The following is an 18,882-nucleotide window of genomic DNA, read 5'->3' as shown; positions in this document are numbered from 1 at the left end:
ATAATTAAAGAGGTGGTTAAATTGATTAAAATTACGAATATCAATACTTATATCACATGTCCAGATGGAATTAATCTGATTGTTGTGCGCGTTGATACAAATCAGCCGGGGCTCTATGGCTTGGGATGTGCAACTTATACTCAAAGATGTAAAGCGGTTGTCACGGTCATCGAAGAATATATAAAGCCATTGATTTTGGGTAGAAATGTTATGGAAACTCAGGAACTTTGGAATTTGATGAATAACAATGGATACTGGAGAAATGGCCCGGTGGTAAATAATGCTGTAAGTGGAGTAGATATGGCATTATGGGATATTAAAGGAAAAATTGCAAATCTTCCGGTATATGATTTGATTGGAGGAAAGTCCCGTGAAGCAGTGGCTCTATATTGCTATGCGAATGGTGAAAGCAGAGATGATATTCTAGAAAAAGCGTCAAAACGAATAGAAGAGGGATTTCATTATATTAGATTACAGTATTTTCCAATGCAAGGATATTCACAGTGTCAGCGTGATTGGAGACCTGATGGAGCCAAAAAGGGATTTTATCAGGATCCGCACGCTTATATACAAGAAATAATAGGACTGTTTGGAGACGCAAGAAGCAAATTGGGATTTGAACCAGAACTAATTCATGATGTACATGAACGCATTCCGGTATCAGATGCAATTAGTCTTGCAAAGGAATTGGAACCGATGAAATTATTCTTTTTGGAGGATTTATTATCTCCGGAATATAGTGATTATTATAAAATAATTAAAAATGTATGCACAACACCAATTGCTCATGGTGAACTGTGTACGAATCCTTTAGAGTGGAAACGTTTAATTTCTGAGCATTTGATCGATTTTATTAGAGTGCATTTTAGTATGATTGGTGGGTTCACACCTGCAATAAAACTTGCTCATTTTAGCGAAGCTTTTGGTGTTCGTACTGCTTGGCATGGTCCGACAGATATGAATCCAGTTGGACATGTTGCTCAGATGCATATGGATTTGGTTAGTCCTAATTTTGGAATCCAGGAATGGTCAGAATTTGCAGATTCTGTGCATGAAGTATTTGAAGGAATACCGAAGGTAAAAAATGGTTATGCATATGTAAATGATAAGCCAGGATTCGGAATAGAATTTAATGAAGTAAATGCAAAAAAATATCCACATCAGGATGGTATTGTAGAATGGACTCAGTTTCGCCATACAGATGGAAGTCTTTTTACTCCGTAAGTAAGAAATACAATTGAATCATAAAATTTTGGAGGAGGTACCGCATGAAGAAGAAAATTACAGTAGCAGCTTTATTAACAATTGCATTAATTACAGCAGGTTGTGGAAAAAATACAGAAGAAACAACTGCATCTGCCGTAAAAGAAGAAACAAATAATGGAGAAACTGTGAAATTGCGAGTTGGTATTGGAGCAACTGCAGATTCTGCTCTTGGACAGGGGGTTGAATACTTCGGCAAGCTATTAGATGAGAAAAGTGATGGGAAGATTCAAGTAGAGTTATGCGCTGGAGGCGTACTTGGTGGTGACAGAGAGACAATTGAAGGAGTAGGGCTTGGCACATTTGAAATGTGTAATATTGCAACAGGACCGATTGCTAATTTTTCAGATAAATTTATGGCATTAGATCTTCCATATGTTGTAACGGATCGTGAAACTGCATATCAAGTGTTGGATAGTGAGATGGGACGTGAAGTATTAGACAGTTTGGAAAATTCTGGAATTTATGCAATAAGCTTTTGGGAATTAGGTTTCAGAGATCTTTATAACACAAAAAAAATTATTAAGCATCCGGAAGATCTAAAAGGACTTAAAATTCGAGTCATGGAAAACGACGTATATATTTCGCTCTTTAATGGATTAGGTGCTTACGCAACTCCGATGTCAATAGGTGAAGTTTTTACAGCTTTACAGCAGGGAACAATTGATGGACATGACAATCCAATTGGTCCTACTGTTACAGGAAAATACTATGAAGCAGATAAAAATTGTACCAAAACTCATCATGTATATAGCGCAACAGTAAGTATGATCAATCGCAATTTCTTTGATAAGCTGCCAGATGAATATCAGCAGTGGATTTTGGAAGCTGATGCTGAAGCAAGAGATTATGAACGGAAACTTGTTTTGGAAGAAGAGGAGGCTTCTTATGAAGATTGGATTGAAAATGGAGGAACTGTAACGGAAGTAGATATGAATGAATGGGCAGAAGCTTGTAAATTTGTTGTGGATGATTATGAGAATAAGCTTAACATGGAATTTGTAAATGCGCTTCGCGGGCAATAAAGTGGGAGGCGAGTATATGAAGCGTTTAAACAAATGGATTTTTCAGATAGAAAAATGGATAGGCGGCGGATTGCTACTTCTAATGCTGTGTCTGGTATTTTTTGCTACGATTGGACGATATACAAAATTGTATAATATGGCATGGAGTGATGAGGCTTCTAGATATTGCTTGATTTGGTCAGTTTTTCTCTTGGCAGGTCTTAGTGCATATCGAGGTCAAATGTTTAGCATCGACATTGTCAGTGAGAAACTCTCATTAAGAGGACAAAGAATTTTTGCAATCATTCGTCTGAGCTTAGTTGTGTTATTTTGTATTTTTGCAGTTATTTATGGATGGGATTTAATGATGCGTCAAATGCAGATGGGACAGACTAGTCCCTCTCTAAAACTACCAATGTGGTTTATGTATAGTTGTGTACCGATTGGCTGCATTCTGCTTCTGTTACATTATATAGCACTTTTTTGGAAGCAAATGTCAGAAATTCATAAAAAAATGGAAACAGGAGGGAATTAGCATGTTCTTTGGGATTGTGTTATTTGGGACGCTTGTTTTCTTCTTGGTTTTTGGAACCCCCATTGCTGTAGCAGTAGGTTTGGCAACAATTTTAGGTATGTTAACAGCTGGAGACGTGAATGCTCTTCCAGCGATTACACAAAAAATGTTTACGTCTCTTGACAGTTTTCCACTATTGGCATTGCCGTTGTTTACTTTATCTGGTGAACTAATGGAAATTAGCGGAATTTCGAAAAGATTAGTCAAATTTATGAGAATGTGTTTCAGAAAGTTGCCAGCTGCATCTGCGTGTATAACAACTATTTCGAGCGCCTTTTTTGGAGCAATTTCTGGTTCAGCGCCTGCAACAGCAGCTGCAATTGGTGGAATCATGACTGAGTCAATGAAAGAGGTAGGATACAAAGGCGAAGATGCAGCAGCAATTAACGCTTCGTCAGCTTCCTTAGGAATTATAATTCCACCTAGCATTCCGATGGTTGTGTTTGCAACGACGGCATCTGTTTCGGTTGGCTCATTGTTTATGGGAGGAGTAATTCCGGGAATTCTTATGGCAATATGTTTTTGCTTCATGCATGCATTCCGCTATGGGAAAACAGAAATTAGCTCTGTCGAAAAATTATCTTTTAAAGAAGCAATAGCGACATTTTGGGAAGCAATATTTGCGCTGGGAATGCCGGTGATAATTTTAGGTGGAATTTATGGTGGATTCTTTACTCCAACGGAGGCTGCAGCTGTAGCATGCGTATATTCTTTGGTAGTTGGTTGTTTGATTTATAGAACATTGACATGGAAACAGATTTGGAAAAGCATGTGTGAGATCAGTATTAGGATAAGTTCTATGCTTACAATTGTCTGCTTAGCAACTGCTATGGCTTGGTTTGTATCTAGCAGTGGATTAGCACAGAGAATTTCAGCAGCTGTTTTGGCCGGTTTTAGTAGTAAATTTGCAATTTTAACAATTATTAATATATTACTGTTTGCGTTAGGATGTGTAATTGATCCAACATCGATCATACTTCTTACGTGCCCGATTATTATACCAATTACAAAATCTCTAGGGATGAGTACAGTTGCAGTTGGTGTATTTATGATCATGAACATTGCAGTGGGAATGGTTACCCCACCATTTGCTGGAACATTGTATATAGCCAGCCAGATTGCGGGTGAGAAATCTATTGGTCCAACGACAAAAAAATTGATGCCATATATTGCTTTAATGTTCATCGTAACTTTGGTAGTAGCATATGTACCAGCCATCAGTATTACACTTCCCAAAATACTTGGAATGACAATTTAATGCCCTCAAAAGACAAATCCCATAGTTTGTCTTTTAGGAGAGTCCAGACAACAGGTTGCAGTTGTCTGGACTTGATTTTTTATCGGTTGACTTATTTTAGAGTAAATTAAGCTGGAATTATCTATATGTTCGTATATTCTACCTGGGATGGTATGTAGATCTGTTCACACTCCTTATTGCGGCTTTTTAAAATCCTTCTTATTTTCTATTTGCAGATGTTTTTCAAGTATAGATTGTTTTGCAAGAATTGCATTGACCTTATCGTACAGATCCTCAATCATGATCTCGGTTTTCAAATTGACCTTGTAATCGTTTTCAGCTCTTCGGCGATCCTTTTCCTCCTGACGGTTCTGACTCATCATGATAAGCGGTGCCTGAATTGCTGCTACACAGGAAAGTACCAGATTCAGTAAAATAAACGGGTAGGGATCAAATGCTTTAGATGCCAAAACAGTATTGATGACCATCCAGAGAATGAGTATACCCGTAAAGCAAAAGATGAATGCCCAGCTGCCGGCGAATTTTGCAATGGTATCCGCTGCGCGCTGACCAAGTGTATATTTTTCCTTTGCGCTTTCAGGGTTAACAGAAATCTTACTGTCCGCCAGCAGATTTAGTACTTCATCGTCGGTCATATCGTGTCGGATGTCTTTGAGCACTTCTTTTAAAAGCTTTCTGTTTTCTTTCATAACAGTTCCTCCTCCTCTTTGCGATAGACAAACAGACGGTTCATACCTTCTTGCCACGGATATTCAAATTCCAGATAAATAAGTTCTTTTCCAAAGCGGGCAAATTTGTTTTTCCAATAAGTGGTTGTTGCCTGTCACAATTTCATAACATGGTCTTCTTCATAAATGTTATGACCTGCATTTCTATAGCCAAAGCTTTCCAGCTCTTCTTTGGAATAGTAAGGATTCATCTTAATAAACCAATATCCACCTGGTTTTAATACTCGTTCCAGCTCATCGACCACGGTCGTTGATACATGCTTATATCTTTACAGACGTAGGCTGGAACAAGAATGGTGTTGCCCAGCAGTTTGATATCACTGTACCGGGAACGATCCACCATACCTCCGGTCTCGCGAATATGGGCTTTGGCGCATCCGCAGTCCTTGGCGGAAAGCTCGGTGTTCCGGATAAGATCTGCCTGACACTGACAGGTGACGGCGGATTCGGCGTACAGCCTTCCTGCCTTGCGACAGCCGTTCAGGATGGAATCCCGTGTACATGGGTCGTTATGAACAACTCCGCCTTCGGAACCATTGCCGGTCTTGAGAACGCAAACTATCATCATAAATTCGGCACGGTATTCCACACACCGAACGGAGATTCCTATACACCAAGATGGTCAGCCGTTGCACAGGCTTATGGAATGGAATCCATCTGTGTGCAGTCCGCGGAAGAGTTCAAGGGAGCTCTTGAGAAAGCGCTTCAGACAAACAAAGAGGGCAGACCGTTCCTCGTAGAGGCACCGATGGAGAACATCGTCGTTCCGACACCGGGATGCTGGAACATCAACGATATCTACAGCCCGAACGGGCTTGTAAAAGAAGGTAAGCTGGTACGGAAAGAGAACGGACGCTACGTTGCTCCGAGCCACTCCAAGTCCCACAATACGAAATAATCGGCAACTGTTGATACCCTCACAGTTACGGTTATGACAAATGTCCAGTTGCGCAAAGAAATGCGCGGAAGACGGGACAGAAAAATTTCATCCTCATAGTTGAGTACCCACCTATAGATAAATAACCCCATTTAAAAAATCTGAGAAAAACTCCCAATCGCCGGATGTGCCATGATCCGGTGAGAGGGAGTTTTTCGTTTAATATTATAAGCATAAAAAAACAGCCTGTGTCCAGTGGAATAGGTTGCTGTTCACGTATTGCGCAAACAGTAACTGGAATAGATACAGGCTGCGAAAAATCAAGGGATAAGGTCGCGGACTGCTGACCTTACGCCAGAGTCTTTAAGAACGTGCTTAACAGGTTTGCCGGAATCTGTCCCGGCGCAGATGCTTTTCCGGCGGTTCCGAAGGTCACGCAGGAGCCGACGAGCTGACCGCAGATACGGCTGATGACGCCGGTGGGGCTCATGGACATGGTGATCACCGGGGTATCACTGTGCTCCTCCTTCATGGTCAGTGTGGCATCAAGCAGTGTCAGGACATCCCGCTCACACTGCGGCATCACTGCGAATTTCACGATATCAGCGCCCAGGGACTGCATCAGGCAGAGGTTGCTTATGATGATGTTCTTATCCGGCGTTGCGGTAAAGTCGTGGCGGGAAGCGACGACCTTCACACCGACCCGGTGGGCTGCCGCAACGATCGTTTTCATCGTCTCTTCCCCGCGGGAGAGTTCCACGTCAACGAGGTCGATGAGACCGCTGTCGATCACAGCGAGGATCGTCTTTGTGTAGGTCTCCGTATCAATCTCCATCATTCCGCCTTCCACGCTGGTACGGATCGTGAAGAGCACCGGAATATTCCCTAAAGCATTTCGAAATAAAGTCATTGCCTTGATCCGGACTTCGGGATCTTCCATACCGGTGTAGAAGTCCGCGCGCCATTCGATCAGGTCGAACGGAGTATTCCGGATCAGATTTACAGATTTTTTCAGGTCATCAAGATTTGTATCCGTAACCGGAATGCAGATCTTCGGCATTCCGTCTCCCAATTTTACATTTCTTACTTTTACAATTGCTCCCATAAGCGGTTACTCCCCTGTTTCTATATGATTGATGTAATATCCGGTCATGCATTATATAACGCGCATCTCGCAGAAAGAATGCCGGTGCTTTGCATTCCAAATCGGCAAAGCCTGCGAAGCGTGATCAGCTATGTCCATAGTATAAAGACAGGAGAGAAAAAAGTCAACACTTACGCGCGTTAAAGTTTAAAAATTTAAAGCGATATATTAACGGGAACGATCAATTCCTGCCGGTCAAGCGAATTCATCGATCAATCGCAAAGGCGCACAAAGGATTGTTAAAATAATATCATATAGATTCACAGGAAAACAGTCTTATTCCTGCATTTCACACATCAATTTTTACCATTCATACACGATTTTGTGCAGTTTGCACGAACCCCATTGTATCAGGGTTACGTTTACGTTAAAATTTAGACATGAAATGTGAAATATTTATAAAGAATATGAAGCATTTGAAAAGTGGGTATGTAATGATCCGGGTGGGACCGGATCGTTACGGGTAAACAAAAAGAAGGAGAGGTAAACAGTATGAGATTAGTGAAAAGAATCACAGCAGCAGCTATGGCACTTACAATGACAGCAGCTCTTGCAGGATGCGGCAGCAGCTCCGGCAGTACATCTACAACAGCAGCTGCTGACACAACAGCGGCAGCCGTAACTGAGAAAGCGGCGGATGGTTCCAGCGCAGAGGCAGGCAGCACGTCCGTGAGCATTGACAGGGCGAAAGAGTTTGTCACAGTCGCAACCGGTCCTACGAGTGGTATCTACTACCCGATCGGCGGCGCATTTGCAACCGCATTAGGAAATGCAGGATATAAGACATCCGCACAGGCAACCGGCGCTTCCGTTGAGAACATCAACCTGATCTTAAACGGTGAGGCAGAGCTTGCGATCGCAATGCAGGACTCCGTCGTACAGGCTTATGAGGGCTTTGGTGCGTTTGAGAAGGCAGAGCCGGATCTGAGAGCCATGATGAGACTCTGGCCGAACTACGTACAGCTCGTAACCGTGGCAAGCACAGGCATCAAGAGCGTTGAGGACTTAAAGGGCAAGAGAGTCGGTATCGGTGCTCCGAACTCCGGTGTTGAGTTAAATGCGAGAATGATCTATGAAGCATACGGCATGACATATGAGGATAGTGATGTTGACTACTTATCCTACGGTGAAGCGATCGACCAGATGAAAAACGGTCAGTGCGACGCGGCATTCGTTACCTCCGGTCTTCCGAACGCAACCGTCAGCGAGCTGGCATTCAGCTACGATATGGTGATTGTTCCAATCGACGGCGAAGGCAGAGACAACCTGATCGAGAAGTATCCGTTCTTCTCCGCAAGCACGATCCCGGCCAATACATACAACAACAAAGAGGACGTGGAGAGCGTATTCGTTTACAATATCATGCTTGTAAATAAGGACGTATCCGATGACATGGTCTACGATATGCTTGACTGTATCTTCTCCGACGATGGAATCGCTACCATCAAGGCATCCCACAACACAGCAGACAAGAACATCGATGTTTCCTTCGGTGTTGACGATGTAAAGATCCCGCTTCATGACGGTGCTGCGAAGTGGTGGCAGGATCACGGTTATGAGACTCCTGAGAACTAAATTAAAAATCCTGATTCCGGTTCTTCTGGTAATCACAGCAATCTCTGCTGCCGTGTTCGCACGGCAGCAGAAAAAAATTCTGGTGATCGAAGAGCTTGAAACCGGAAATGTTTACCGGGAGATTCCGGTAAAGACCGGTGACGAGCTTTCCTTCCAGTGGGAACATTCCTTTGAGCATATTCCGTGGTACGAGTATTACGAGATACAGAAAGACGGAAGCTTCATTCTCCACACCATCGCGGTCGCGGGCTTCGGTGCCGGAATTCCGGCAGAGATGGACTGCAAATACCGCTACGAAGACGGACTCGTCTACATGGATGAGATCGAAAGCGTCTTTCCGCAGTTCAACTGGATCAATTCCCAGACAGCCCTGAAGAACATCAAGGTGAATGGCGAGCTCCTGATTCAGGGTTCTGACATGCCGCATCACGTAAAAATGGTGCTGAGGATCCGGAATGGTTTTGAAAAATAAGAAAAGGAAACTGCTGAAGAAACACCGACAACAACTCTGACAACGAAGGAAGGGAAATCTGTATGAGCGAAAAAGAGAAAAACATCGTCCCCAGTACAGCGGAAGCAGAGATGAGCGAGGAAGAAAAACAGAAACTCCTCGAGCAGTTTGATAAAGAGAGCAAGACGAGAAAGTTCGGGTCCCCGGTATTAAAGAAAGCTTACCGGGTATTCGCGATCATCGTTACCTTATATCATCTGGTTTTCGCATCCGGTCTTTACATGCCGGAAACATTAAAACATCGTTCCATCCATGTCGGCATGATCCTGATTCTTGCCTTCATGCTTTATCCGGCTACGAAAAAAGCGAGCCGCAAAGTGATCGCATGGTATGATTATGTATTTATCGCATTGTCAGCCGCAGTTCCGATCTATATGTGCGTAGATTATGTAAACATCATCAACCGTGCCGGAAAGCCGGACATGATGGATGTCGTGATCGGTACCCTGTTAACCCTGGTCGTTCTGGAGGCAACGAGACGTGTCTGCGGCATGGCTCTCCCGATCATCTCCATTATCTTTATGATCTACAGCTTAATGGGCACGAAGCAGGGACTCATCCCGATCGATGTCCCGGGCATCTTCCTCCACAGAGGATATACATGGCAGAAGTTAATGAGCCACTTCTTCTCGAACACGGAAGGTATTTACGGATCGTCGGTCAACGTCGCGTCCACCTACATCTTCCTCTTTATCGCCTTCGGTGAAGTCATGAACAAGTGTGGCATGGGTCAGTTCTTCAACGACTTCGCGAACGCCATCGCGGGCGGCACAAAGGGCGGCCCGGCAAAGGTAGCAGTCGTTGCTTCCGGTCTTCTCGGAATGATCAACGGTGCAGCCGTAGCCGTCGTTGTTACGACCGGTTCCTTCACGATCCCGCTTATGAAAAAATCCGGCTATGACGACGAATTCGCAGGCGCCGTTGTTGCGACCGGTTCTGTCGGCGGACAGCTGATGCCGCCGGTTATGGGTGCTGCCGCATTTATCATGGCAGATACTCTTGGCATGAAGTACAACGAACTTCTTTTATCCGCGATTATCCCGGCAGTCATCTACTACATGGGCATCCTGTTCCAGATCCAGATGAGGGCTGAGAAGATGGGAATGCAGGGAACCCCGAAGGATCAGCTTCCGAAGATGTCCCAGGTCATGAAGGAGTACGGTCATCTGGCACTCCCGATCATCTTCCTCGTTTACATGCTGTTCTTCTCCGGAAAGACGGTTATCATGGCTGCGTTCTATACGATCGTATTCACGATCATCGTGGCGCAGTGCAGAAAGAATACGAGAATGACCTTCCAGGATATTCTTGATGCGATGGTAGCGAGCGCGAAGTCTACCGTATCCGTAGCGATCGCCTGCGCCTGCGTTGGTATCATCGTTGGTTCCTGCTCAATCACAGGTTTCGCCCTGAATATGGCAAATACCATCATCAGCATCGGCGGAAAGAGCCTGATGTTCACACTGGTATTCACAATGATCACCTGCATGATCTTAGGTATGGGTCTTCCGAGTATCCCGTCCTATATCATTACCTCCACGATCGCAGCTCCGGCTCTGGTACAGCTTGGTATCCCGGCCCTGGTTGCCCACATGTTCTGTTTCTACTTCGCAATGTTCGCAAACCTGACACCGCCGGTTGCCCTTGCAGCCTTTGCGGCAGCAGGTATCGCAGGCGGAAGTCCGATGAAGACAGGATGGGCATCCGTAAAGCTTGCGCTTGCAGGATTCATTCTTCCGTACATGTTTGTATACAATACAGACCTTCTGCTGCTTGATACTCCGCTTGCAAAAGCGATTCAGGTTGCAGTAACTGCTGCAGTTGGTGTATTCTTAATCAGTACAGCAGTCGAAGGTTTCCTGTTCACAAAGGTCAACATCGTATTGAGAATTGCCAGCATCATTGGCGCTTATCTCCTGATCGACAGCGGTCTTGTGACAGATATCGCAGGTATCGTGATCTGTGCAGTTGTATTCGTATTCCAGAAAGCAGCTGCAAAGAAGAGTGCACCGGCGGCAGCGTAGACCTTCATAGATAACCGGTGAACACACAGGGACTGCTGCAGATAATTTACTGCGGCGGTCCCTGTTTTTCTATATGTGTCTGTTAGAATACGCCAGGTCAGGCGTCAGACAGTTGTGATCCATGCCATGCGCAGATGGAAGCGCAGACATTCCGAAATGGAGGTTTTGCGCAGATTGCAATAACAACTGCGGACAGATATAGAAAAACAGGGATCGTCAGAGACAGGAGGAAACAACATGCTGCTTGATGTTATTTACAGTATCTGCTTTAACATCTGCCTATTGGTAGTGCTCGCCTTCATGATGACGAAGATGGACTTTGTCCAGAGACTTCTCTTAAATGAAGAGGGCGGAAGTGAGGAAGGAAGAGGGGAGAGTGTCTGGCAGAGGATCTGGGAAAAGGTGCTTCTCGGCGTGATCTTCGGCGTCTTCTGCATCATCTCTGATTACATCGGGATCCAGGTGACAGGGGCGCTGCCGAATGCCCGGGTGATCGGTGTTCTGTCCGCCGGATTTCTTGGCGGTCCTGTCTCCGGCTTTATCACGACAGTGATCGCGGCGGCCCATCGGTATCTGATCTTTCCAGAAAGGATCTCCACGGTGGCCTGTGTGCTCTCCGCGATCATCCACGGGATCATCGGTTCCTTTATCGGCTGGAAGAAGAAGGAAAACCGCCAGAACTCGAATACATTTCTGCTGGGAGTCACGTTCATTTCCGAGATGATCCATATTGTTCTGATCCTGCTGCTCACCCGACCGTTTGATGCGGCCGTTGAGATCGTAAAGATCGTGATCGTTCCGATGGTGATCATCAATTCCGTCGGCATGGTGATCTTCTTTAATGTTTTTAAATCGATCTTCAACACGGAGGACTTGAAGGTTGCGTCCAAGGTCTCCCTCGCAATGAGAACCGCCGAGCGGTGTACCCCGTATCTTGGCTCTGTGGAGAATGACCGGAAGACGGCGGGAAAGATCATCGACATTATTATGGAAGAGTACCACTGTCAGGGTGCGGCACTGATCGATGACATGAAATTTCTGGCAAGGAGCGGGGCATTTTCCAGTATCGTTCTCACAGAGAACAATTATCCGAGACTTTTATCCGCGACAAAGACCTTCAAGACGACGAGGATCAGCCGCGTGCCTTTACCGGAGGACGGATTTTATCCTCTTTATAAGGAGAATGTGATCATCTCCGCACCGATTCTCCTCGATGAAGGAAAGGTTCTGGCGCTTGTGATGCTGGTGAAGAAAAATGCCTATTCCTATCGGGCGGATATTGAATTTGTCACGGGACTGGCGAATCACTTCGCGATGCAGATCAAGCTCTCGGAGATGGAGAAACAGAAGGAAGAGCTGAGAAAAGCGGAGCTTCGGACCCTGCAGTCCCAGATCAATCCGCACTTCCTGTTCAATTCTTTAAATACGATCTCCTACTTCTGCCGGGAAAAGCCGGAGAAGGCGAGGGAGCTCTTGCTGGCACTGAGCTCCTATTTCCGCAGCATGCTGGAGGATACCGATTATATGGTAACGCTGGACACGGAGTTAGAGCATGTAAAAGCCTATACGATGCTTGAGGAGGCGCGGTTTGAAAAACGTCTCTCGATCGAGATCAATGCGGATCCGGAGGCGCTGCGAAGCTGCGTGCCGAACCTGATCTTACAGCCCATCGTGGAGAATGCGGTCCATCACGGGGCAATGCAGAGGGAAAAAGGAGTCGGAAAGGTCATCGTAAACGTAAAACGGGAGGAACGGTCCACGAGGATCGACGTGATCGACAACGGACCGGGAATGGACTACCGGATCGTCCAGAGCCTGTACGGCGGGGAAAAAGTGGAACATACAGGAATCGGAATGATGAACGTGCAGCAGAGACTGATCTCCTTATACGGAAAGTCCTACGGACTCCAGATCGTGACAAGTGAAGAAGGGACGGACGTGCGGATGAACATTCCGGACAGCGCGGCTGGAAGCGCGCAGCAGGAGAAAACGCCAGGCTGACGATCTTCTGAAAGAACAGATGACAGCAGCCTGCTGTTTGGAACAGCGGCGTTTTTGACAGAACAAGGGAGGCATGAGGTATGAGAATAGCAGTAGTTGACGATGAGCGCCCGGCAAGAAGCGAACTTAAATATCTGGTGGAGCAGTGTGAGCCGGATGCGGAGATCGCGGAGGCCGACGGGAGCGAAGAATTTCTTGCAATGCTGGAGAATGAGACCTTTGATGTGTGTTTTGTGGATATCAATCTGGGCGGCATGAACGGCACTACGCTGGCATCCATGATAAAGAGAAAGCAGCCGGACACGCTGATCATCTTTGCCACTGCGTTCCAGGAATACGCGGTAAAGGCCTTTGAGATCGGGGCGGTGGATTATCTCTTAAAACCCTTTGACTATGAACGCGTCAAACGGGCGATGGAGCGGGTTCATGAACACATAAAGGAAAAGGCCGCCGGTCCCGGATATGAAATCGGAAAGATCATGGTGAACACGGGCTCCAGCTTTCAGGTCGTTGATGTGGCAGATATCGTATTCATTGAGACGGAAAAGCGTTCCTGCAAGATCCATATGAGGGACGGATCCTTCTATCTGCAGAACGAGTCACTGAACAATTATGAGACTCACCTGAAAAAGAGCCGGTTCTTCCGGATCCACAAGAGCTACCTGATCAATCTGGATTATGTGAAGGAGATGCAGGTGAGCTACAATAACGGGTACTGTGTAAAAATGAAATTTTATGATGCTGAGGCACTGCCCATCGGACGGACCCAGGTAAAGGAATTCCGGCAGATTTTTGAAAAGTAGGAATAATCAGAACAGTAAAGCAAATATTGAAAAATAAAGATCCCGCCAAAAGCCAGAACGTACAGATATTGTACGGAGGAAGGTTTCGGCGGGATCTTTAAATATCACAAAAAATTCACATACCTCCCTTGACATTGAATATTTGATGTGTTACATTACATATAGAACAGCGAGGTGGTGAATATGTCATCGACAAAGAGAGATTATTATGATGTGCTGGGCATCTCGAGAGACGCGGATGCTGCGGCAATTAAACGTGCATATAGAAAATTGGCAAAGAAGTATCATCCAGACTCCAATCCTGGCGATAAGACGGCGGAGCAGATGTTTAAGGATGTAAATGAGGCTTACGACGTTTTGAGTGATCCGAAGAAGAAGAAGCTTTATGACCAGTTTGGACATGCTGCTTTTGATGAGACGGCAGGTTACGGACAGGGCGCCGGAGCAGGTGCCGGTGGTTTTGGCGGATTCGGCGGCTTCGGAAACGGTGCCGGCGGAGCATACCGGTCCGGATCCTTCCGCTCCGGGGATGGAACGTATCATGAGTTCCATTTTGAGGGCGGTGACGGGGATGATATCTTCGGCGATCTGTTTGGAAATATGTTTGGCGGCAAAGGAAGAACTGGCAGCGCTGGATTTGGCGGTTCCGGCTTCCATGGCTTTGGCGGCGGAAATGGATTTTCCGGTTCTGGATTTTCTGACCGCGGCAGCGATCTGAATGCGGAGGTCCAGATAACCTTCGATGAGGCCGTTCATGGCTGCGAAAAGACCATCACGATCCAGAATCCGAACCAGCCGGGCAGCAGGCCGCAGACGTTGAAGGTTAAGATCCCGGCAGGTATCGAGACCGGAAAGAGCATCCGTCTTGCAGGCAAAGGAATGCCGGGAACCGGCGGTGGTGCCGCAGGTGATCTGCTTCTTAAGATCACAGTCGGCGAAAAGGCGGGCTGGACGAGAAAAGGCATGGACGTCTACAGCGATGTGGAAGTTCCGTTCACCACGGCCGTCTTCGGCGGTGAGACTCTTGTCCACACGTTATATGGAGATGTGGTCTGCAAGATCAAAGCCGGAACCCACTCCGGCACAAAGATCCGTCTCCGCGGCAAAGGTATCGTTTCCTTAAAAGATCCGTCCATCCACGGCGACCAGTACGCCGTCGTAAGGATCCAGGTTCCGGATGACTTAAGTCCGGAGGCAAAGCAGAAGCTTAAGGAGTTTGAGGAGATCTGCAGGCGGGATGGGAGATTCCATGCGGCATAAATAAAGAAAAATAAAAGATCCGGGATTCCATCATGCATGGATGGTCTCCCGGATCTTTTTGATGAATATGGATAATTATTTCCCAAAAGAATCAATGTATTCTCTCGCAGTGATCTGATCCAGATCAAAATTTTTACATATTTGTTCCAGAATAGTATCATCGCTTAAATGGAATTCTCTTCCCATGCGAATCATTGCTAAAGAAAAAAGAAGCAGGACTCCCCCAAAGGAATCCTGCTCTGATACAATTCACACGGTTAATTATTTGATCACATGGATCCAGCCTTCCGGTGCCTCGATGTGGCCCATCTGGATGCCTGTTAATGTGTCGTAGAGCTTCTGGATCACCGGACCCATCTTCTCCATTCCGCTCGGGAAGCAGATCTCGTTGCCGTGGTCTACGATCTTGCCGACCGGAGAGATAACAGCAGCGGTACCGCAGAGACCGCACTCGGCGAAGTCTTTAACCTCAGAGAACGGAACCGGACGCTCCTCAGCCTTTAAGCCGAGATAGTGCTCAGCAACGTAAAGGATGGAGCGGCGTGTGATGGACGGAAGGATAGAGTTGGACTTCGGTGTTACGACTGTGCCGTCTTTTGTAACGAAGATGAAGTTTGCTCCGCCTGTCTCCTCAACATATGTTCTTGTAGCAGCGTCGAGATACATATTCTCAGCAAAGCCCTGGTTGTGAGCATCAACGATTGCATGTAAGCTCATCGCATAGTTTAAACCAGCTTTTACGTGACCTGTTCCGTGAGGTGCTGCACGGTCAAAGTCTGAAACGCGGATCGTGATCGGCTTAGCGCCGCCCTTGAAGTACGGACCGACCGGTGTACAGAAAGCACGGAACTGATACTCGGTTGCCGGTTTTACACCGATTACCGGGTTTGTACCGAACATATACGGACGGATATAAAGAGTTGCGCCGGAACCATACGGCGGAACATAGTCTGCATTTGCTGCGACAACCTTTGTGATCGCGTCAATGAAGCGCTCCTTCGGGAACTGCGGCATCTCAAGTCTTGCTGCAGAGTTCATCATACGCTCAGCGTTTAAGTCCGGGCGGAAGGTTACGATGTGGCCGTCCTCCGTTGTGTATGCCTTTAAGCCCTCGAAGCAGGTCTGTGCATACTGGAATACACATGCACACTCGTTTAAGGTGATCATATCATCAGTTGTAAGAGTTCCCTCATCCCAGGAACCATCTTTGAAGTTGGATACATATCTGTAATCAGTTTTGATGTAACCGAATCCGATATTGGACCAGTCGATCTCTTTCTTTGCCATTGGAAATTCCTCCATTCTGCCGTCAGACCGGCATTGTATTTTTTGCCGCCGGGGTCGGGCGGTAATGTCTTTTTACTGCGGTACTGTTTCGATGTAATGAACAGTTACCGTGTATTCTATTATAAATACTTAAGATTTATCCTGCAAGTTCTTTATGGTAAAAAGATGAAAAAAATATGGGAAAATGGGAGAAATAATGCTACAATATAACCTTAAGGAATAAAGAATATTCCGCAGATTTATTCAGCATGTCCGCAGAGGCCAGGCGCCTGCCATAAGAGTGAGTGACGGAGATGGAACCGGGTGGATATGTGGCCGGAAGTTTTCGGGGCGGACAGCCGGATACCGGCGATATGCGGAAAAGAAAAAAGCTGGGGAAAGGCAGAAATAACAATGGAACAAAAGAAAAACAGACTGCACTATGCCTGGTTCATCCTTGCGGGCTGTTGCATCCTGCAGGGGGCGACTCTGGGACTCATCAACAACTGTGCCGGTGTCTTTTACTCCCCGATCTGCAAAGAGCTGGGATTTGAGCTGGGAAAACTTACGATGTACCGGATGCTCTACTGCATCAGTTCTGCTTTGGCGCTGCCATTTGTGGCGACAAGCTTTCGGAAACATGATGTGCGGATCGTGATCAGCATTGCAGCTGTCATATACGGAGGCTGCGCGGCCCTCATGGGTACCTTCCATGAACTGTGGCAGTGGCATTTGACAGGCATCATTCAGGGAATTGCCTCGTCCTTCGTCTGCATGATCCCGGCGCCGATCATTCTTGGAAACTGGTTTAAGAAAAAGACCGGAATGGCGGTGGGAATCTCCGCGGCGTTCTCCGGTCTCGTCGGCATGATCGGCAGCAGCTTTCTTGGAATGGCGATCCCGGCATTCGGATGGAGGGTGAGCTATGTGGCGGTTGGAATCGTCAGTATCGCGCTGGTCCTCCCGATCTCCCTGTTCGTTCTCCGCTGCAAGCCGGAAGAGATGGGACTTCTGCCTTACGGGGCAGAGGATGTGGAGCGAAGGGCTGTATCAGACGCATCAGCGCCCGCATCCGGGGAAAACGGGATTACGTTAAAAGAATTGCTGCGTCAGCCGGAATTTTATATTGCCGTGGGTGCATACTGGACCAGTGTGTCATGCGCGTACCTGAATTCCTTCCTGACGCCCTGTGGGATCGCAGCCGGCCTGACGCTGCAGGCGGCGGCCATGATGACGAGTATCTCCCTTCTTGGAAATATGTCCAGCAAACTGATCCTCGGAAAGGTCAGTGACAGTCTTGGGATCATAAAGACCTTCGAATTTTCCATTGCGCTGGCGTTCTTTGGTCATGTGCTGTTGTTCATAGGTTCCCCGAAGACGGTGATGGCAGGTTCCCTGTTCTTCGGCGTGACATTGCCGCTTTCCTCGGTCATGATGCCGTTATTCTGCAGGATCTTCTGGAAGGGCGAGACATACAGCACGGCGTACGCTTACTCCACTATGGTGGGAACGCTTCTGGGAGCACCCTTCAACATGTGGTTTGGAACCTTTTATGATATAACGGGAGATTACAGGCTGACCATTGGAGTGAGCGCGGCGATGCTTGTTATGTTGACCTTCCTTATCATTCTTGAGGGTGTTCGTCTGAAACGGGCGAAGTCCGGAAAGTCTCCTTCGCAAGCTCGATAAAGGCGTCCATCTCACCGGTGTGCCATTTGTCTTTGTGATAGAGGACCTGACGGTAGAGCTCCATGTGGAAATCCTTTACCGGCAGGATCGAGAGAATACCGGATTCCACTTCATGCCTTACGGCAAACTCCGGGAGAAATGAGATCCCGGCATTCTGTTTTAACATATTGATAATGAATTCAGTGTTTCCTATTTCCAGGAAAGGCTTGATCTCCTTTCCGAGAGATGCCAGATACCGGTCAAGAACGAACCGGTAGCTGGCATTTTTTTCGGTCAGGAGGAATGGGTGGCTGATGACCGAGGCAAGGTCTGTGGAATCGTTTTTTGCCAGCGTGTGGACGGAGGAAGAGACAAAGGAGATATTTTCCGGCGCTTCCAGAACTTTTATAAAACGCTTGTCGTCAATGGGCTGGTCGAGGAGATAGACCAAATCGATAGAGTTCTTGTTCATGCGGTCCAAAAGAACATCCGGGGAGTCCAGAACGATGCTCACGGAGACGTTCGGGTAAAGCTGATGGAATTTCTTTAAAAGATCCGGAAAGATGGATTCACAGATGGATTCAATGGTTCCGATGGTGAGGTCACCGGAGAGCTCTGTGGAGGCGGAAACAGCTTTTTTCGCGTCGGCGACGGTGCCAAGGATCGTCACGGCATAGCGGTAAAAGATTTCCCCGTGATGAGTCAGGACCGTCTTTTTTCCGAGGCGGTCAAAGAGATGGATGCTGAGTTCCTCCTCTAACTGCTTGATCTGGACCGTGACGGCGGCCTGGGAATAGCCTAACGCCTCGGCGGCTTTTGAAAAACTTTGCTTTTGCGCGATCTGTAGAAACGTGCGGATCTCTCGAAGTTCCATGGCGGATTCCTCTCTTCTCTATAAAAATTTATAAACGATCTGTTTAAAACGT

The 18,882-nt window shown here is 46.7% G+C and carries 16 protein-coding genes; 12 read left to right on the top strand and 4 right to left on the bottom strand.

What is annotated here, in order from left to right:
* The first annotated feature begins 12 nt into the window (after nt 1–12).
* The 4 genes from ACI3EW_RS12805 to ACI3EW_RS12790 are packed head-to-tail and all read left to right on the top strand — an operon-like array spanning nt 13 to nt 4,099.
* Nucleotides 13–1,224 carry an enolase C-terminal domain-like protein gene (locus ACI3EW_RS12805; protein WP_405581787.1) on the top strand — a complete coding sequence of 404 codons (1,212 nt, stop codon included), beginning with the start codon at nt 13–15 and terminating at the stop codon, nt 1,222–1,224.
* Nucleotides 1,225–1,268: 44 nt separating this feature from the next.
* Nucleotides 1,269–2,288: a TRAP transporter substrate-binding protein gene (locus tag ACI3EW_RS12800; protein ID WP_405581750.1), complete on the top strand. Its 1,020-nt coding sequence runs from the start codon at nt 1,269–1,271 to the stop codon at nt 2,286–2,288.
* 16 nt (nt 2,289–2,304) lie between these two features.
* The gene (locus ACI3EW_RS12795; protein WP_405581753.1) at nt 2,305–2,802 is read left to right on the top strand and encodes a TRAP transporter small permease; all 498 of its coding nucleotides are present in this window, start codon (nt 2,305–2,307) and stop codon (nt 2,800–2,802) included.
* A 1-nt stretch (nt 2,803) separates the two neighbouring features.
* On the top strand, nt 2,804–4,099 hold the full coding sequence (locus tag ACI3EW_RS12790) for a TRAP transporter large permease (protein WP_405581756.1): 1,296 nt from the start codon (nt 2,804–2,806) through the stop codon (nt 4,097–4,099).
* A 173-nt stretch (nt 4,100–4,272) separates the two neighbouring features.
* On the opposite strand, the gene ACI3EW_RS12785 is transcribed toward ACI3EW_RS12790, so the two are convergent.
* Nucleotides 4,273–4,788, bottom strand: coding sequence for a DUF1003 domain-containing protein (locus ACI3EW_RS12785; RefSeq protein ID WP_405581759.1), 516 nt, complete (start codon nt 4,786–4,788; stop codon nt 4,273–4,275).
* A 289-nt stretch (nt 4,789–5,077) separates the two neighbouring features.
* On the opposite strand from ACI3EW_RS12785, the gene ACI3EW_RS12780 reads away from it, so the two are divergent.
* The gene (locus ACI3EW_RS12780) at nt 5,078–5,725 is read left to right on the top strand and encodes a thiamine pyrophosphate-dependent enzyme (RefSeq protein ID WP_405581761.1); all 648 of its coding nucleotides are present in this window, start codon (nt 5,078–5,080) and stop codon (nt 5,723–5,725) included.
* Between the two features lie 328 nt (nt 5,726–6,053).
* Here ACI3EW_RS12780 and aroD read toward each other — a convergent pair whose 3' ends face one another.
* Nucleotides 6,054–6,809, bottom strand: coding sequence for a type I 3-dehydroquinate dehydratase (aroD, locus tag ACI3EW_RS12775; protein WP_405581764.1), 756 nt, complete (start codon nt 6,807–6,809; stop codon nt 6,054–6,056).
* Between the two features lie 531 nt (nt 6,810–7,340).
* On the opposite strand from aroD, the gene ACI3EW_RS12770 reads away from it, so the two are divergent.
* The 6 genes from ACI3EW_RS12770 (at nt 7,341) to ACI3EW_RS12745 (ending at nt 15,022) form a co-directional block, all read left to right on the top strand.
* Nucleotides 7,341–8,423 (top strand): TAXI family TRAP transporter solute-binding subunit, encoded by a 1,083-nt coding sequence (locus tag ACI3EW_RS12770; RefSeq protein WP_243016000.1) that lies wholly within the window; start codon nt 7,341–7,343, stop codon nt 8,421–8,423.
* The gene (locus tag ACI3EW_RS12765) at nt 8,404–8,895 is read left to right on the top strand and encodes a DUF1850 domain-containing protein (protein WP_117567550.1); all 492 of its coding nucleotides are present in this window, start codon (nt 8,404–8,406) and stop codon (nt 8,893–8,895) included. Before ACI3EW_RS12770 ends, ACI3EW_RS12765 begins: the two co-directional genes overlap by 20 nt.
* Before the next feature lie 62 nt (nt 8,896–8,957).
* Nucleotides 8,958–10,958: a TRAP transporter permease gene (locus tag ACI3EW_RS12760; protein ID WP_405581768.1), complete on the top strand. Its 2,001-nt coding sequence runs from the start codon at nt 8,958–8,960 to the stop codon at nt 10,956–10,958.
* 237 nt (nt 10,959–11,195) lie between these two features.
* Nucleotides 11,196–12,959 carry a LytS/YhcK type 5TM receptor domain-containing protein gene (locus ACI3EW_RS12755; RefSeq protein ID WP_405581771.1) on the top strand — a complete coding sequence of 588 codons (1,764 nt, stop codon included), beginning with the start codon at nt 11,196–11,198 and terminating at the stop codon, nt 12,957–12,959.
* 80 nt (nt 12,960–13,039) lie between these two features.
* Nucleotides 13,040–13,762: a LytR/AlgR family response regulator transcription factor gene (locus ACI3EW_RS12750; protein ID WP_405581774.1), complete on the top strand. Its 723-nt coding sequence runs from the start codon at nt 13,040–13,042 to the stop codon at nt 13,760–13,762.
* A gap of 183 nt (nt 13,763–13,945) precedes the next feature.
* Nucleotides 13,946–15,022 carry a DnaJ C-terminal domain-containing protein gene (locus ACI3EW_RS12745; RefSeq protein ID WP_405581777.1) on the top strand — a complete coding sequence of 359 codons (1,077 nt, stop codon included), beginning with the start codon at nt 13,946–13,948 and terminating at the stop codon, nt 15,020–15,022.
* A gap of 261 nt (nt 15,023–15,283) precedes the next feature.
* Here the strand turns inward: ACI3EW_RS12745 and ACI3EW_RS12740 are convergent, their stop codons facing one another.
* Nucleotides 15,284–16,309, bottom strand: coding sequence for a branched-chain amino acid aminotransferase (locus ACI3EW_RS12740; RefSeq protein ID WP_118530528.1), 1,026 nt, complete (start codon nt 16,307–16,309; stop codon nt 15,284–15,286).
* Between the two features lie 393 nt (nt 16,310–16,702).
* On the opposite strand from ACI3EW_RS12740, the gene ACI3EW_RS12735 reads away from it, so the two are divergent.
* Nucleotides 16,703–17,977 carry an MFS transporter gene (locus ACI3EW_RS12735; protein ID WP_405581781.1) on the top strand — a complete coding sequence of 425 codons (1,275 nt, stop codon included), beginning with the start codon at nt 16,703–16,705 and terminating at the stop codon, nt 17,975–17,977.
* Here the strand turns inward: ACI3EW_RS12735 and ACI3EW_RS12730 are convergent.
* Nucleotides 17,913–18,830 carry a LysR family transcriptional regulator gene (locus tag ACI3EW_RS12730; RefSeq protein WP_485663061.1) on the bottom strand — a complete coding sequence of 306 codons (918 nt, stop codon included), beginning with the start codon at nt 18,828–18,830 and terminating at the stop codon, nt 17,913–17,915. The two genes, ACI3EW_RS12735 and ACI3EW_RS12730, sit on opposite strands and share 65 nt — an antisense overlap.
* Nucleotides 18,831–18,882: the final 52 nt, after the last annotated feature.

Origin of the sequence: Pilosibacter rotomagensis (assembly GCF_045062245.2) — a bacterium.
GTDB lineage: Bacteria > Bacillota > Clostridia > Lachnospirales > Lachnospiraceae > Pilosibacter.
The sequence above is the reverse complement of the archived record's forward strand: the minus strand, read 5'-3'. Positions and strand labels throughout refer to the sequence as shown.

What these genes read in the sequence shown, in the direction of transcription:
- ACI3EW_RS12765 (WP_117567550.1), top strand. Translation starts at nt 8,404, where the DNA reads ATGAGACTCCTGAGAACTAAATTAAAAATCCTGATTCCGGTTCTTCTG.
- ACI3EW_RS12760 (WP_405581768.1), top strand. Translation starts at nt 8,958, where the DNA reads ATGAGCGAAAAAGAGAAAAACATCGTCCCCAGTACAGCGGAAGCAGAG.
- ACI3EW_RS12745 (WP_405581777.1), top strand. Translation starts at nt 13,946, where the DNA reads ATGTCATCGACAAAGAGAGATTATTATGATGTGCTGGGCATCTCGAGA.
- ACI3EW_RS12740 (WP_118530528.1), bottom strand. Translation starts at nt 16,309, where the DNA reads ATGGCAAAGAAAGAGATCGACTGGTCCAATATCGGATTCGGTTACATC.
- ACI3EW_RS12770 (WP_243016000.1), top strand. Translation starts at nt 7,341, where the DNA reads ATGAGATTAGTGAAAAGAATCACAGCAGCAGCTATGGCACTTACAATG.
- ACI3EW_RS12785 (WP_405581759.1), bottom strand. Translation starts at nt 4,788, where the DNA reads ATGAAAGAAAACAGAAAGCTTTTAAAAGAAGTGCTCAAAGACATCCGA.
- ACI3EW_RS12730 (WP_485663061.1), bottom strand. Translation starts at nt 18,830, where the DNA reads ATGGAACTTCGAGAGATCCGCACGTTTCTACAGATCGCGCAAAAGCAA.
- ACI3EW_RS12795 (WP_405581753.1), top strand. Translation starts at nt 2,305, where the DNA reads ATGAAGCGTTTAAACAAATGGATTTTTCAGATAGAAAAATGGATAGGC.
- ACI3EW_RS12790 (WP_405581756.1), top strand. Translation starts at nt 2,804, where the DNA reads ATGTTCTTTGGGATTGTGTTATTTGGGACGCTTGTTTTCTTCTTGGTT.
- ACI3EW_RS12800 (WP_405581750.1), top strand. Translation starts at nt 1,269, where the DNA reads ATGAAGAAGAAAATTACAGTAGCAGCTTTATTAACAATTGCATTAATT.
- ACI3EW_RS12735 (WP_405581781.1), top strand. Translation starts at nt 16,703, where the DNA reads ATGGAACAAAAGAAAAACAGACTGCACTATGCCTGGTTCATCCTTGCG.
- ACI3EW_RS12755 (WP_405581771.1), top strand. Translation starts at nt 11,196, where the DNA reads ATGCTGCTTGATGTTATTTACAGTATCTGCTTTAACATCTGCCTATTG.
- ACI3EW_RS12750 (WP_405581774.1), top strand. Translation starts at nt 13,040, where the DNA reads ATGAGAATAGCAGTAGTTGACGATGAGCGCCCGGCAAGAAGCGAACTT.
- aroD (WP_405581764.1), bottom strand. Translation starts at nt 6,809, where the DNA reads ATGGGAGCAATTGTAAAAGTAAGAAATGTAAAATTGGGAGACGGAATG.